Below are 14214 nucleotides of genomic sequence, written 5' to 3' on the forward strand. Positions count from 1 at the left end.
CTAAAGATTTTTGGTCAGGATCCACATCGGTTTTTCAGAAGTCTTGGCTCCAAGTAGGGTGACTTCGCTTTCCCTTTTGATCACATATCCATTTTTTTGATAGAAGAAGACGGGATTCCCTTTTTGCATGGTATCCAACCAAACTTTTTTCTTACCAATGGAACGGGCATAATCTTCAATAAATTGAAGCACCTTTTTGCCCAATCCTTTGCCGGAATATTCTTGGAGTAGGTAGATTTTTTCGGCTTTTAACGCGGTCTCTTTAGGAATTTCATCAATACCACAATCGGTTACCAATTTAAGGATGCCCACAGTTGCCCCATCATATTGGATCAAAAAATGTTGGTTGTTTTTGTCTTCCAGTTCACGCTGTACGGCCTCCTTGGTCAAACCATGGGTAATGTAAGGTGTGGGGTCTTCATTTTCCCATAAATGCAAATAATGTTCCCGATACGATCGGGTACCTACGGAGGTATAGATGTCCAAATTCGATGGGTCAACTGGAATCATCTGAAGGACCTGTGTTTGTGACGATGTTTGCATACTAGGCTTGCTTCCATTTAATGTTACAGCCTAAACTTGGTTTTTGATCTGGATCGATTTCCTTTCCGACCAAAAGTGCATCCATGGCATTTTTAAGGTCGGTTCCCGTTAGTGGAATGCCGTTGCCCGGCCTCGAATTGTCCAACTGACCGCGATAGATCAGTAATTCATTCTCATCAAATAGATAAAAATCAGGGGTGCAGGCAGCATCGTAAGCCTGGGCCACTTCTTGGGTTTCATCATATAAATAGGGAAAGCTGTAGTCTTCCTCCTTGGCCTTGATTTTCATCAGATCCGGCGCGTCTTGGGGATAATTGTCCACATCGTTACTGGAAATGGCTACAAAACCAATGCCCAACGGTTCATACACCTTGGCCAATTTGGAAATCATCGGGTTCACATGAATCACAAAAGGGCAATGATTGCAGATAAACATGATCACCGTGCCTTTTTTGCCCGTCACTTGTTCCAATGAAAGCAGGGTATTGGAAACGGTATCCAACAATTCAAAATGTGGAGCCTTTGTGCCTAGGGCGAGCATGTTGCTGGGTGTTCTTGCCATGGTAATGTTTTGTCAATTCAAAAATAAAAAACGGCCTGCAAAATAGCAGGCCGTTCAGTATGTTTTCGGAAAGAAATCCTAGATGTCGTCAAAGTCCACATCGGTAAAACTACCGGTTGCAGAACCATTTTCGCTAAAGCTGGTTTCTTCGTCTTCGTCCTCTTTTTTGAAATCTTTTTGGTGACGCTCAGAAATCACTTCCTGACCTCTTTCATCAATGATGTAGTCCATCATTTCCTCCATGATTTCCTTAAAAGCCGTGAAATCTTCCTTGTACAAATAGATTTTATGTTTTTTGTAGTGGAAAGAACCATCGTCATGGGTAAACTTTTTGCTTTCGGTAATGGTTAGGTAATAGTCCCCTGCTTTGGTGCTTCTAACGTCAAAAAAGTAAGTTCTTCTTCCTGCCCTTAGGACTTTCGAGTATATCTCCTCTTGATCCATTAATTCTTTCTCGCCCATATGGTATAGTGTATTTGGTACTATGTTGAATTATGTTACCAAAAATGTAAAAAAAATGCTAATTCAGCAACTTTTTTATGATTCTTTGCCAGAGAGTTGGTTGATGTAAAGCTCTTTGTAATAGCCATCCACGTTGTTCAACTCCTCATGGGTGCCTTCCTGTATGATCTTGCCGTTGTCCATCACAAGGATCTTGTCCGCATTTTTGGCAGAAGATACCCGGTGACTAACGATCAACGTGGTCTTGCTGGCCGAAACTTTTTTCAGGTTGTTCAGGATTTCTTCCTCCGTTTCGGTATCCACGGCGGATAAACAGTCATCAAACAGATAGATTTTAGGATCTTTCAACAAGGCCCTTGCAATGGATACCCGTTGTTTTTGTCCACCACTTAGGGTAATACCTCTTTCGCCCAGAATAGTGTCGTATTTTTTGGCAAATCCTTCAATGTTTTTGTGCACCACCGCCTGTTTGGCCACTTTCACAATTTCATCAAAAGAAGCGTTTTCATTCCCGAATCGGATGTTGTTCTGAATCGTGTCCGAAAAGAGGAAAGCATCCTGTGGTACCGCTCCAATGGCACCACGCAAGCTGTCCAAATTGAGTTTCTGGACCGAAACACCATCCACTAAAACCTCGCCAGAAGTAGGATCGTACAAACGTGCCACCAAATCGAGGATGGTGGATTTACCGGCCCCGGTTTTTCCCAATATGGCAATGGTTTCCCCTGCCTTTACGGTGAACGAAATATTGTTCAAGGCCGTGATATTGGTATCCTCATAGGTAAAGGTTACGTTCTTGAACTCGATATCTCCTTGGATAGGAGTCGGTTTAAGTACATTATTTTGAATCGCTGGTTCTTGCTTTAAAAATTCATTGATCCTTTTTTGGGATGCTTCGGCTCTTTGGATGATGGATGTTAACCAGCCTACGATGGCCACGGGCCAAGTGAGCATGTTCACATAGAGGATGAATTCCGCAATGATCCCAACGGATTCAATTTCACCGTTGATGTATTGGCTCCCCCCAATATAGATGACAAATATGTTACTGATACCGATCAACAAGATCATCAAAGGGAAAAACCATGCATTTACACGGGCCAGAGCCATACTCGTATCCTTTCCGTCATTCGCCAAATCGCGCAATTCCGCATTGATCCTAGGTTCAATACTATAGGCCTTGATCACCGAAATACCTGAAAATGATTCCTGGGTAAAGGTGGACAAATTGGAAAGGAACTCCTGCACCTTGGTACTTCTTTTGTGGATCACCTTGCTGATCTGATAGATCAATACCGATAGAATAGGCAAGGGCAGCAAAGTGTAGGCAGCCAATGTTGGCGCCTTGATGAACATAAGCGGAATCAAAAAGGCAAATAGCGTTAAGGTTTGGATGCCATACATAATGGCCGGACCGGCATACATACGAACTTCGTTCACGTCTTCACTAATCCGGTTCATCAAATCCCCGATCCTGTGTTTTTTGTAAAAATTAAGGCTCAACAATTGGTAATGGTCGAATACCTCATTCTTAAGGTCGTATTCAATATAACGCGATACGTTGATGATTGTCTGGCGCATCCAGTAGGTGAAAAGTCCGGATAAAATGGCAGTACCCACAATGATCAGGATGTATTGTAACAACAATTCCTTGGCATCCGTTAGGGTAATGGTCTCAGCCAAAAAGTCTTCCACGGCCTGAATGGACTTGTTTACATACGAAGGCAGTACCAATGAAAAGATACGTGCAATGATGGTGATCAAAATACCAATCAGCAGTTTTAACCAGTATTTTTTAAAGTATTTATTGAGGTGTTTTAATTCCTTCATAAAAGGGAAAGGCAGTTTTTTGAGTGTCTGTGTCTAAAGACAATCCAGCAAATATATGCCATTGGGCACAAACTAAATGTTATAAAACTGATAAGAAAACAACTTTGATAGGTAAGATTGAAATATAAGATTACTTTTGCGGGGTGAAAGCCAATCAACGACTTTAAAAGTTCTTACAAATGCTTACCCGCAGGCATATCAGAGTAAAAGTGATGCAGTGCATTTATGCATTGATCCAGTCCAAGGACGATTCCTTGGTGAAACAGGAAAAATTCCTAAGAGTGAGTATAGAAAACATGTATGTGCTCTATCTCCTAATGTTGAGCCTTTTGGCCGAACTCCATCGGATGGCCGAAATGCACGTCAACCACGCCAATAAAAAATACCTCGCCACAGAAGAGGACAATTTCCCCGACCGCGAAAAGTTTGTCAAGAACCGTTTGTTGCTTCAAATCGCCAACAACGAAGCCTTGCAGAATGAACTTTCCAAAAGGAAGTTGAACAATTGGTATCTGAATGAGGAGTACATCAAAATCCTATATAAGGAGGTTACCGGTAGTGACATCTACAAGGCATACATGACCAGTGGCAAGAGCAGTTATGAGGAAGACCGTGACGTGGTGTTGCAACTTTTCCGTGAGATCATTGCTCCAAATGATAAGGTCTACGATTATTTCGAGGATGAAAAATTGACCTGGGTAGACGATTTTCCGATCGTGAACACTTATATCATCAAAAGATTGAAAAAGGCCAATGAAACGTCTGCGGACCGATTCTTTCTTCCGGCCTTGCTGAAGGACCAACAGGATATGGATTATGCCAACGAACTGTTGACCAAGACTTTGTTGAACGACGCCAAGTGGGAAAAGGAAATTGAGGGCAAGACCCCCAACTGGGACAATGACCGTATCGCCGAGATTGATTCCATCATTTTGAAAATGGCCATTTGCGAGTTGCTCAACTTCCCCTCCATACCGGAAAAGGTGACCCTGAACGAGTATTTGGAGATAGCAAAGGAGTACTCCACACCCAAGAGCAGCATCTTTATCAATGGGGTTTTGGACAAGCTTGCGAAAGAGTATAAAACATCAGGAAGGTTGCAAAAAATAGGAAGAGGCCTCCAATAAACAATATTTGTTTAATTTTGGGAAAACAAATTTTAATCATGAAAAGAATCACAACAGTTTTTAGTTTGATTGCAGCGGTTGCTTTGATGAGCATTTCCTGCAAGGACAAAGCTTCTGAGAAAATAGTTGCCGACAATGTTGAAAGCGCTACCACCAGGGACGAAGCACAGAAGAAACTTCCAGTAATGACCTTTGAAACAGCAGAGCACGATTTCGGTACTATTCAAAGAGGTACCCCACAAGAAACCGTATTCAAGTTTACCAATACAGGTGATGCTCCTTTGATCATTACCGATGCAAAAAGCAGTTGTGGCTGTACTGTGCCAGAATATCCAAAGAACACTCCGATCGCTCCAGGAGAAACCGGTGAGCTTTTGGTAAAGTTCAACGGATCTGGACAAAACCAGGTGACCAAGACCATCACCGTAACGGCCAATACCGCCAAAGGTTCCGAAATCTTGAGGATCAAGGCTTTTGTTAATGCCCCTGAGGCCATGCCAGCTGGCCCTGTTAATTAAGGAGGAGATTTAAATGGAAAACCTCGGGAATTTTTTACCTCTGATCATGATTTTTGCCGTGGCGTATTTTTTTATGATACGTCCGCAGATGAAACGTCAGAAGGATGAGAAAAAATTTACTTCAGAATTGAAAAAAGGAGATCGCATCATCACTAAAAGTGGTCTTCACGGTAAGATAGTGGAATTGAACGACAAGGATTTTTCCTGTGTCATCGAAACCATGGCCGGCCGTTTAAAGTTCGATCGTTCTGCCATTTCCATGGAGATGAGCAAAAAATTGAACACTACTGAAGAAAGTAAATAGTGTACAAATAGTTTTATCTAAAACGTCCCTTGAAACGCAATGTTCCAAGGGACGTTTTTTTTGTATCTTATTCCAAATTTAAAACGCATGAACACACGTAGGCAATTTGTAAAAAGAAGCTCTTTGGGAATGGCTGGACTAGGCGCCAGTTTTATGTTCCCGACCGAAATGTTGGCCTCTATCCGCAGGACCATCAGTCCCAATGATAGGATCCAAGTGGGACTTATTGGTTGTAACGGGATGGGGTTTTCCGATTTGAGCTCCATGTTGCAGAACAGCGAAGTGGAAGTGGTGGCCCTTTGCGATGTGGATGAAAATGTACTACGTGAAAAAACAGCCGAACTGGAAAAGGGAGGTATCAAAAAGCCAAAATGGTACACCGATTACCGCAAAATGTTGGAAGATAAGGATATCGACATTGCCATCATTGGAACGCCGGACCATTGGCATTGCCTGCAACTTACGGATGCCGTAGATGCCGGAAAGGATGTGTACTGCGAAAAGCCGATAGCCAATTCTGTGGCCGAAAGCGAGGCCATGTTGGCCAAGGTGAACTCCAGTGACCGAATGGTGCAAATAGGACAGTGGCAACGCAGCGAGCCCCATTTTGTGGATGCCATCAGCTATGTGCATTCAGGGAAATTGGGACAAATACGTTTGGTAAAGGCGTGGGCCTATCAAGGGTGGATGCAATCCATTCCTGTGTTGCCCAACAGTCCTGTACCTTCCGGAGTAGATTATGCCATGTGGTTGGGCCCAGCAGAAAGCAGACCTTTCAATGCAAACCGGTTCCATTTTAACTTTAGATGGTATTGGGACTACGCAGGCGGTTTAATGACCGATTGGGGTGTGCATATGATCGATTATGCCCTTTTTGGTATGAAAGCTTCCGACCCCAAATCGGTGATGGCCATGGGTGGTAAATTTGCGTACCCTGATGATGCGGCCGAAACACCGGATACCTTGCAGACCGTTTATGATTTTGGTGATTTTTCCCTCCTTTGGGAACATGCTACGGGCATTGATGGCGGAAATTATGGCCGAAACCATGGTGTGGCATTTATCGGGAACAACGGTACCTTGGTGCTGGACCGTGGCGGTTGGGAAGTAATCCCCGAACATGACCGTCCGCATTGGAGCAAAGATTTGGGACCCAAAATAGAACCGGTTCCCCTACAAAAAGGAATTGGCCAAGGTTTGGGACTACATACCAAAAATTTCTTGGAGGCCGTTAAAACAAGAGATGCATCAATACTAAAAGCACCCATAAAAGTGGGGTATGATGCCGCAATGGTGAGCCACTTGGGCAATATTGCCTATAAAACAGGCGAACGCTTGTTCTGGGATGCGGAAAACAAAAAGTTCAATAATCCAAAAGCCGATGCCTTACTGATGAACGAATACCATAACGGCTGGAAGTTCCCGAAGATGGGGTAAGTTTCGACTTGTTATGTTTCAGGGTTATATTGCATTTATCGGTGAGTATTTGCAAATAGGCGATTGCAGGCTTCAAATCTATCAAACCGTCAAAATTTAAAGCTGGTCACAGCCCTTGATTTTACTAATGGCGCGCCAATTTTGTATATATATTGTTATGAGCTTTTTTTCTTTAATATTTTGACAATTCGGCCATAAATGATTTCCGCTAAATTCCAGTCATATCCATTAAAATTAGTTGTATTATTGAACTGGATAACAACCATGTCCATGTCTTTGTAGTATTTTGCAATGCTTTGATATCCGGGGATCAGCCCTGTATGTTCATAAACGTAAATTGAAGAATAAATTTCCCGTTCACCTTTATTAAACACCGAACCATCGTTTAACGCCCTCAAGAATATACCCACATCTTCTGCTGTAGCCAGCATTAAGCCTGTAACTTCATATTTGAAATCGGTTTCAAGGCCAACATAATAGCCGCTCATTACATCGTCGATGTTTACTTCACTAATAGAACCAAAAGTGTGTTTCAGCCCAAGTGGAGTTAATATTCTCTCCTTGATGTATTGCTGGTGAGGATAGCCCAACGTTTTGTCAATAAGGTCCTCAATCAGCATATAATTGGTGTTTGAATAACCATAATCTTCACCTGGTTCAAAGTCGGCTGGCAAATCAAGGGCGTACTCAAGTGTTTCTAGTCTGTTTTTTGGCGGATTTATCCAATAATCAGGATGGTCAACAAAATTGGGAATGCCACTTCGATGCTGTACCATCATTCTCAAGGTTATCTTGTCTGAATATTCAATTCTTTCCGCAAGTTCTGGAAAGTATTCAGCAAGTGTTTTATCCAATGACAAACTCCCTTCATTTACTAATTTTGTGGTAGCAACAGCGATATATAACTTTGTAATACTCGCAATTTTGAATAAGGCTTGCGGGTAGGCAGGTATTTTCTTTTTTCGGTCATGCAAGCCTGAGGCATAAAACTCTGGCGGCTTTCCCGCTTCGTCCACATAAACAATCATTCCATCAAATCCATAATTAATTCCTTCGTTGAGTTGTTCTTGAACCGTATCAGGCAGTGGCATTATCCATGCTCGTACCAAAATCCATGGCACGAAATATAAGGAGCTTATGCTAGCAATAATAAATGCGATTTTTAGTATTCGTTTTATCTGTTTTTTTTTCATAATGTCATTCTATTTCAGTGCGATGCTTTACTTTATCAAATTGTGCATAACGTTATTAGATATGAATCGTTTTTAATACTTCGTCTTCGCTCAGCACAAGTTAATTATATCGACCGATACTGAATCAAGTTCAGCACAGGTAAGTGAAGTTGGTTTTCTAGTTAAAATATATGGAGGAATTGCGTAACTGTTCATAATACATTGCCCTACCGATATCCATCATTCAAACCAACCCCTTTTTCTATCATAGGAAGGATTTTATCCAGCCTACGCAATTTGGTGGCTTCTTGTTTGGCTTCGGTAATATATTCACAGAACTCTTTCTGTTTGTAGGGGGCAAAGGCGTCAAAAGCACTTTTTAAACTTGCGTTTTCGGCTAATTTGGTTTGGAGAATTTCTGGGATTACGGCTTTTGTGGGTTTGGCAGGGGCTAGTTCAATTCCCTTTTTTTGGTTTTGGATGGCCTCTTGCATGTAAGCTGTTACACCTTTTTTATCCACCTCGTCCAACGAAAAGAATTTCCAGTGTCGCATGCCCTTCGTCTTGCCTTCTTGGGCATTTTCTAGCACTTTTTTCGGATCGCTCATTAGGGCTCCATTAAAAAACCAGACACCAAAATAGCCTTTGAATTTACTAATGCCAAAAACGTTTTTACCATTTACGGTGTACACCGGAAAACTCCATTTAAAATCCTCCTGGCAATCCGTTTGGAGGGCCAACTCGCGCAAGAGTGCAATTCCGTCCTTAAAGGGATGTTCTTTTTCATAAAAGGCTTCTAGTTTTTCCGATCTTTCCATCTTACTTGATTTGACTGGCGGTCAGTTCACAGATTTTCACAATGACCTCCACCGCTTTTTGCATGCTTTCCAAAGGAATATACTCATATTTTCCGTGGAAATTATGTCCGCCTGCAAAGATATTGGGGCAGGGCAGACCCATAAAACTCAATTGCGAGCCGTCGGTACCGCCCCGAATGGGTTTAATGATGGGTTCAATGCCCAATGACTTCATGGCTTCTTCGGCAATTTCCACAATATGGAAAACGGGTTCCACTTTTTCGCGCATGTTGCGGTACTGGTCCTCAATGACCAAACTGGCATAGTCCCCGTACTTTTGGTTGAGTTTGGCTACAATGTCTTGCAACAACTCTTTTCTGGCCTCAAAATGAACGGCATCATGGTCCCGGATGATGAGCTCGATCTCGGCTTTTTCAATTTCACCCTTGATCTTGTGCACATGGAAAAAGCCTTCCATGCCTGTGGTATGTTCAGGAACTTCCCTTGGTGGGAGCAGACTTAAAAATTCATTGGCAATGCCTATGGCGTTCACCATTTTGTTCTTGGCATAACCAGGGTGTACACTTTTCCCCGTAAAGGTGAGGTTGGCCTTGGCTGCATTGAAGTTTTCGTATTCCAGTTCCCCAATTTGGCTGCCATCCATGGTATAGGCCCAATCGGCCCCAAATTTTTTCACATCAAACTTATGGGCCCCTCGGCCAATTTCTTCATCAGGGGTAAAGGCAATACGGATCTTGCCGTGTTTGATCTCGGGATGTTGCACCAAATATTCCATGGCGGTAACAATTTCTGCTACCCCTGCCTTGTCATCGGCGCCCAAAAGGGTAGTTCCATCGGTGGTGATCAAGGTTTGGCCCTTGTATTGCAAAAGGTCTTCAAAGTAATTGGGAGACAACACAATGTTCTTTGACTTGTTCAACACAATGTCATTGCCGCCGTAGTTTTCAATGATCTGGGGCCTTACATTTTTCCCAGAAAAATCGGGTGACGTATCCATATGCGAAATGAAACCGATGGTGGGCACTTTTTTGTCCATGTTACTGGGCAAAGTGGCCATGATATAGGCATTTTCATCAATGGAAACCTCTTGTAAACCAATTTGATGTAACTCCATCACCAGCTTTTTGGCCAAGTTCCATTGCTTTTCGGTACTTGGGGTCGATTTGGAATAAGGGTCACTCTGGGTATCGGTCGTCACATAGTCCAGAAAACGGGGCAGTAGTTTTTCCATGTTGGGCGTTTCATCAAAAATAAGGCTTAATCGGGCACATTTTGAATTTCGAACGGATTAAAAAAGTATCTTTCCCTATCATTTAAATCAACTTACATTGAAGCCAATTTGTTTGATTTCTTTCCTATTGCTGTGTATTTCGGCCAATGCCCAAATGGAATGTATGTTGGGTGTGGGTGGAAAGGACAACGAGACCATTACGAAGGTTTTTGAACTCACCGAAGAACAACAGGAAAACCTGAAAAACTGGAGTGCAGAACTTAAGGTGAGAAATGACCTGTTAAGGGAAAAGGCACAATACCTAATGAAGAAGAACGAGGAGAGTTCCCCAGAAGTTTTGGTCACCGTTTCTGTGGAATATCAGGTGATTTTGGACAGTATGAAACAGAATATTCGGATGATGGACAAACGCCTTTTGGGTACCTTCTCCGAGACACAATATGAACGTTATTCCAAATTGTGCAACCAAATGACCATGCGTCCCATCTACGTAAATAAGTCTGTTGACGAAAATTGAACGAATTGCGATAATCTGTAGCAAGAGTTTTTATTTTTGCCCAAAATCTTTTTGATGTACAAAATCCTCATCCGCCCAATCCTTTTTTTGTTCGATCCAGAAACAGCACACCACTTTTCATTTTGGGCTATCAGGATTATGTCAAAATTGGGTCTGGGATTTGTTTTCCGAAAGACTTTTGTGGTGAATGATCCCAAGTTGCAAAAGGAACTTTTTGGATTGAAATTCAAGAATCCTGTAGGTCTTGCGGCCGGATTTGACAAGGATGCGAAATTGTATAATGAGTTCTCGGACTTTGGCTTCGGATTTGTGGAAATTGGGACGGTAACCCCAAAACCACAGCCGGGAAATCCCAAGAAAAGATTGTTCCGCTTAGTGCAGGACAAGGCCATCATCAACCGCATGGGCTTTAACAACAAAGGGGTTTTTGAAGCGGTGGAGCAATTGAAGAAAAAGCATAGGGTGTTGATCGGGGGAAACATCGGGAAGAATAAGGTTACGCCCAACGCAGATGCCATCAAGGATTATCTTATTTGCTTTGAAGCCTTGTTTGAACATGTGGATTATTTTGTGGTGAATGTGAGTTCGCCCAATACCCCTGGGCTGAGGGAACTTCAGGATAAGGAACCTTTGACCAATCTGTTGAAAAAACTGAAAAGTCAGAATACCAAGCTGTCCAAAAAACTCAAACTGAAGGAGAAACCTATCTTGTTAAAGATCGCTCCGGACTTAACGGACGATCAACTTATGGATATCATCGATATCGTTAAGGATACAATAATTGATGGGATCATTGCTACCAATACCACCATTGAACGCAAGGACTTAAAGACCCATTTGATCGTTACGGAGGAAAAGGGTGGTTTGAGTGGTAAACCCTTGACCAAAAGAAGCACGGAAGTCATTCGGTTTTTGTCCGAAAAGAGCAATAAAGCCTTCCCAATCATAGGTGTAGGCGGAATCCATTCGGCTGAGGATGCACTAGAAAAATTGGATGCCGGAGCGGATTTGGTCCAGCTCTACACTGGGTTTATCTACGAAGGCCCGGCACTTATCAAAAAAATCAATAAAGCCATTTTGGAACGGGCGCAATAGCATATGCACAGCTTGTTTTTGTACACTGAGGAAACCATACATTACCCTATTCTGATCGGGTTTGTGGTATCTTCTTTGGCGTTGGCCCTTTCCCCTGGACCAGACAACATTTTTGTGCTTACCCAAAGTATTTCCAATGGGGTAAAATCTGGATTGGCCACAGTTTATGGACTGGTTTCAGGTTGTTTGGTACACACCACGTTGTTGGCTTTTGGCGTTTCGGAGGTCATTAAACGGAGTGATACCTTATTCTTTGCCATCAAACTTTTTGGGGCTTTGTATCTGTTGTTCTTGGCCTATAAAGTATTTCGAAGTGATGATACCATCCTTTTGAACAAGGAAATGACCCCTTCAAAATCAGCCAAAAAATTGTTCATGACGGGTTTTACCATGAACGTGCTCAACCCGAAGGTCACCATCTTTTTCTTGGCCTTTTTTCCAGGATTTTTGTTCAGTGATACCTTAAATAATGTACTGCAATTTTATGTTTTGGGATTGCTGTTTATGCTTTGTGCCTTGATCGTATTCAGCCTTCTTGCCGTTTTGGCGGGAAGTATTTCCAAATATTTGACGACCCATAACAAGGCAGGTTTCTACTTGAAATGGGTGCAGATCGTAGTTTTTGTGGGCATCGCCATTTATCTGATCTTATCGGATAAATAGTGCTATTTTTACCTTTGCCTATGTCAAAGATCAAACTCATAGAATGTCCGCGGGACGCCATGCAGGGAATAAAGACCTTTATCCCCACTGAGGATAAAGTCCGCTATATCCAGGCCTTGTTGGGTTGTGGTTTTGATACGATTGACTTTGGTAGTTTTGTGTCGCCCAAGGCCATCCCTCAAATGCAGGATACCGCCGAAGTTTTGGCCCAATTAGACCTATCCCGAACCAAAAGCAAACTGTTGGCCATCGTAGCCAATATTCGAGGCGCGGAAGAAGCCTGTGAGCACAAGGCCATTGATTATTTGGGCTTCCCATTTTCCATTTCGGAGAACTTTCAGATGAGGAACACCCACAAGACCATTGCCCAATCTGTGGAAACCCTGAAAGGGATTTTGGATTTGGCACATGCCCATGATAAGAAAGTGGTCACATATATTTCAATGGGTTTTGGGAACCCGTATGGTGACCCTTGGAATGTGGAGATTGTGGGGGAGTGGACCGAAAAATTGGCCGAGATGGGCACCCATATCCTTTCGCTTTCTGATACCATTGGAACTTCTACTCCGGAAGTGATCGACTATCTTTTTTCCAATTTAATTCCCAAGTACCCTGAAATAGAGTTTGGAGCGCATTTGCACACTACGCCTACCAAATGGCATGAAAAAGTGGATGCTGCCTATAAGGCAGGTTGCCGACGGTTTGATGGTGCGGTGCAAGGTTTTGGCGGTTGTCCTATGGCCAAGGATGAACTCACGGGAAATATGCCCACCGAAAAAATGCTTTCGTATTTCACCTCCCAAAAAGCGGATACTGGTGTAAACTGGATGGTTTTTGAGGCTGCCTACAATAAAGCCACCGAATTGTTTTCCGTCTATCACTGATTTAGGAGATAACGATCCAATTTATTTATATTGATTCTAAATTAATATCTTTGGGACTTAAAAAGTTTCAAGGATGACGTACAACGGGCTATTGACCACTTTTCCCAAAGAGATCAGACTCTTTATTGCCACTTTTGTGGTAATTCTTTCCATCGGATATTTTACCGGGTTGCTATTCATACAACATACTGAAGCCACATCACCAAATGGTATTGAGGAAAATTACTTGGGTAATGAAGAAGATGAAGAGGCAAACGTAATGAAGTTCAAGAAAGGGGACAGGGAAATGCTCACCACAGTGCATACCCATATTTTGTCCATGTCGTTCATTTTCTTTTTGTTGGGTGGATTGGTGTGGATGACCCACGCTCCAAAAAAATGGAAACTCTTTTTGACGATTGAGCCCTTTATTTCTGTCATCCTCACCTTTGGTGGAATTTATTTGATGTGGTCAGGAATCGGTTGGTTCAAATATGTAGTAATCGTTTCAGGAATACTGATGACGGTTTGCTTTATGGGAGCCGCCAGTTTGGTCTTGTGGCAATGCGCCAGACCGAAAAAAGTGGGGAATTGATTTTTCTTAATTCTCAATGAATTGATAATCGATATCCTGAAAATTCAAATAGGCAATCCCTGACTCTTCAAAGGAAAGTAATCCCAATAATTCCTGAACTTCTTCCCGGTTGACCAAAATGATAAAGTGTTTTTTGCCGACAGAAATGGGGATTTTTCTGTGGTGTGCCCAATGTTTCAAGTGGTTTTCCCAATAATTAAGATCCAATTGCCCAATATATTCCTTCAAGGCATCCAGCTCCCACTCATACAATTCAAAGCAGAGGTTATTGAATAACAGTTGGAACAGTTTGGTGTGGTTGCAAAAGGTTAAAACTCCATTTTTGGATCGGTTGAGAATGTTCAAGGATTGACACATAATACGGTTTTGTGCCTTAAAGATAAAAATAAATTAGAATGATTCTAAATAAAGACTAAAAAATATGGAATCGCCCCATAGAAAATCTCTATTTGGATTGCAGGCTGATTTCAATAAAAA

General features: G+C 42.3%; 17 protein-coding genes. 9 read left to right on the forward strand and 8 right to left on the reverse strand.

Features of this window, described 5'->3' with window-relative positions:
* The 4 genes from LKX84_RS01750 to LKX84_RS01765 all read right to left on the reverse strand — a co-directional run bounded on the left by LKX84_RS01750 (position 1) and on the right by LKX84_RS01765 (position 3397).
* The gene (locus LKX84_RS01750; RefSeq protein WP_228235397.1) at positions 1–510 is read right to left on the reverse strand and encodes a GNAT family N-acetyltransferase; all 510 of its coding nucleotides are present in this window, start codon (positions 508–510) and stop codon (positions 1–3) included.
* A 34-nt stretch (positions 511–544) separates the two neighbouring features.
* The gene (locus LKX84_RS01755; protein WP_228235398.1) at positions 545–1105 is read right to left on the reverse strand and encodes a thioredoxin family protein; all 561 of its coding nucleotides are present in this window, start codon (positions 1103–1105) and stop codon (positions 545–547) included.
* Between the two features lie 78 nt (positions 1106–1183).
* On the reverse strand, positions 1184–1567 hold the full coding sequence (locus LKX84_RS01760) for a PUR family DNA/RNA-binding protein (RefSeq protein ID WP_228235399.1): 384 nt from the start codon (positions 1565–1567) through the stop codon (positions 1184–1186).
* Between the two features lie 75 nt (positions 1568–1642).
* Positions 1643–3397 (reverse strand): ABC transporter ATP-binding protein, encoded by a 1755-nt coding sequence (locus tag LKX84_RS01765; RefSeq protein WP_228235400.1) that lies wholly within the window; start codon positions 3395–3397, stop codon positions 1643–1645.
* A gap of 179 nt (positions 3398–3576) precedes the next feature.
* Here LKX84_RS01765 and nusB point away from each other — a divergent pair, with 179 nt between their 5' ends.
* The 4 genes from nusB to LKX84_RS01785 all read left to right on the forward strand — a co-directional run bounded on the left by nusB (position 3577) and on the right by LKX84_RS01785 (position 6783).
* Positions 3577–4524: a transcription antitermination factor NusB gene (gene nusB, locus LKX84_RS01770; RefSeq protein ID WP_228235401.1), complete on the forward strand. Its 948-nt coding sequence runs from the start codon at positions 3577–3579 to the stop codon at positions 4522–4524.
* Between the two features lie 38 nt (positions 4525–4562).
* A complete protein-coding gene (locus tag LKX84_RS01775; protein ID WP_228235402.1) occupies positions 4563–5042 on the forward strand; it encodes a DUF1573 domain-containing protein in 480 nt (159 codons plus the stop codon).
* A 13-nt stretch (positions 5043–5055) separates the two neighbouring features.
* A complete protein-coding gene (yajC, locus tag LKX84_RS01780; protein WP_228235403.1) occupies positions 5056–5346 on the forward strand; it encodes a preprotein translocase subunit YajC in 291 nt (96 codons plus the stop codon).
* Between the two features lie 87 nt (positions 5347–5433).
* Entirely contained in the window at positions 5434–6783 is a 1350-nt protein-coding gene (locus LKX84_RS01785) for a Gfo/Idh/MocA family protein (protein ID WP_228235404.1), read from the forward strand.
* A gap of 155 nt (positions 6784–6938) precedes the next feature.
* Here LKX84_RS01785 and LKX84_RS01790 read toward each other — a convergent pair whose 3' ends face one another.
* The 3 genes from LKX84_RS01790 to pepT form a co-directional block, all read right to left on the reverse strand.
* Positions 6939–7976: a serine hydrolase domain-containing protein gene (locus LKX84_RS01790; RefSeq protein WP_228235405.1), complete on the reverse strand. Its 1038-nt coding sequence runs from the start codon at positions 7974–7976 to the stop codon at positions 6939–6941.
* Positions 7977–8182: 206 nt separating this feature from the next.
* Positions 8183–8773 (reverse strand): YdeI/OmpD-associated family protein, encoded by a 591-nt coding sequence (locus tag LKX84_RS01795; RefSeq protein ID WP_228235406.1) that lies wholly within the window; start codon positions 8771–8773, stop codon positions 8183–8185.
* Between the two features lies 1 nt (position 8774).
* A complete protein-coding gene (gene pepT / locus LKX84_RS01800) occupies positions 8775–10004 on the reverse strand; it encodes a peptidase T (RefSeq protein ID WP_228235407.1) in 1230 nt (409 codons plus the stop codon).
* Positions 10005–10101: 97 nt separating this feature from the next.
* On the opposite strand from pepT, the gene LKX84_RS01805 reads away from it, so the two are divergent.
* The 5 genes from LKX84_RS01805 (at position 10102) to LKX84_RS01825 (ending at position 13737) form a co-directional block, all read left to right on the forward strand.
* The gene (locus tag LKX84_RS01805; RefSeq protein WP_228235408.1) at positions 10102–10521 is read left to right on the forward strand and encodes a hypothetical protein; all 420 of its coding nucleotides are present in this window, start codon (positions 10102–10104) and stop codon (positions 10519–10521) included.
* Between the two features lie 54 nt (positions 10522–10575).
* Positions 10576–11616, forward strand: coding sequence for a quinone-dependent dihydroorotate dehydrogenase (locus LKX84_RS01810; protein ID WP_228235409.1), 1041 nt, complete (start codon positions 10576–10578; stop codon positions 11614–11616).
* 3 nt (positions 11617–11619) lie between these two features.
* Positions 11620–12279 (forward strand): LysE family translocator, encoded by a 660-nt coding sequence (locus LKX84_RS01815; RefSeq protein WP_228235410.1) that lies wholly within the window; start codon positions 11620–11622, stop codon positions 12277–12279.
* Between the two features lie 20 nt (positions 12280–12299).
* The gene (locus LKX84_RS01820; protein WP_228235411.1) at positions 12300–13163 is read left to right on the forward strand and encodes a hydroxymethylglutaryl-CoA lyase; all 864 of its coding nucleotides are present in this window, start codon (positions 12300–12302) and stop codon (positions 13161–13163) included.
* Between the two features lie 73 nt (positions 13164–13236).
* Positions 13237–13737, forward strand: coding sequence for a hypothetical protein (locus LKX84_RS01825; protein WP_228235412.1), 501 nt, complete (start codon positions 13237–13239; stop codon positions 13735–13737).
* 6 nt (positions 13738–13743) lie between these two features.
* Here the strand turns inward: LKX84_RS01825 and LKX84_RS01830 are convergent, their stop codons facing one another.
* Positions 13744–14094 (reverse strand): DUF6686 family protein, encoded by a 351-nt coding sequence (locus LKX84_RS01830; RefSeq protein WP_228235413.1) that lies wholly within the window; start codon positions 14092–14094, stop codon positions 13744–13746.
* Positions 14095–14214 lie beyond the last annotated feature (120 nt).

This window comes from Allomuricauda sp. M10 (assembly GCF_020782875.1).
In the GTDB taxonomy this organism is placed as follows: Bacteria; Bacteroidota; Bacteroidia; order Flavobacteriales; family Flavobacteriaceae; genus Flagellimonas.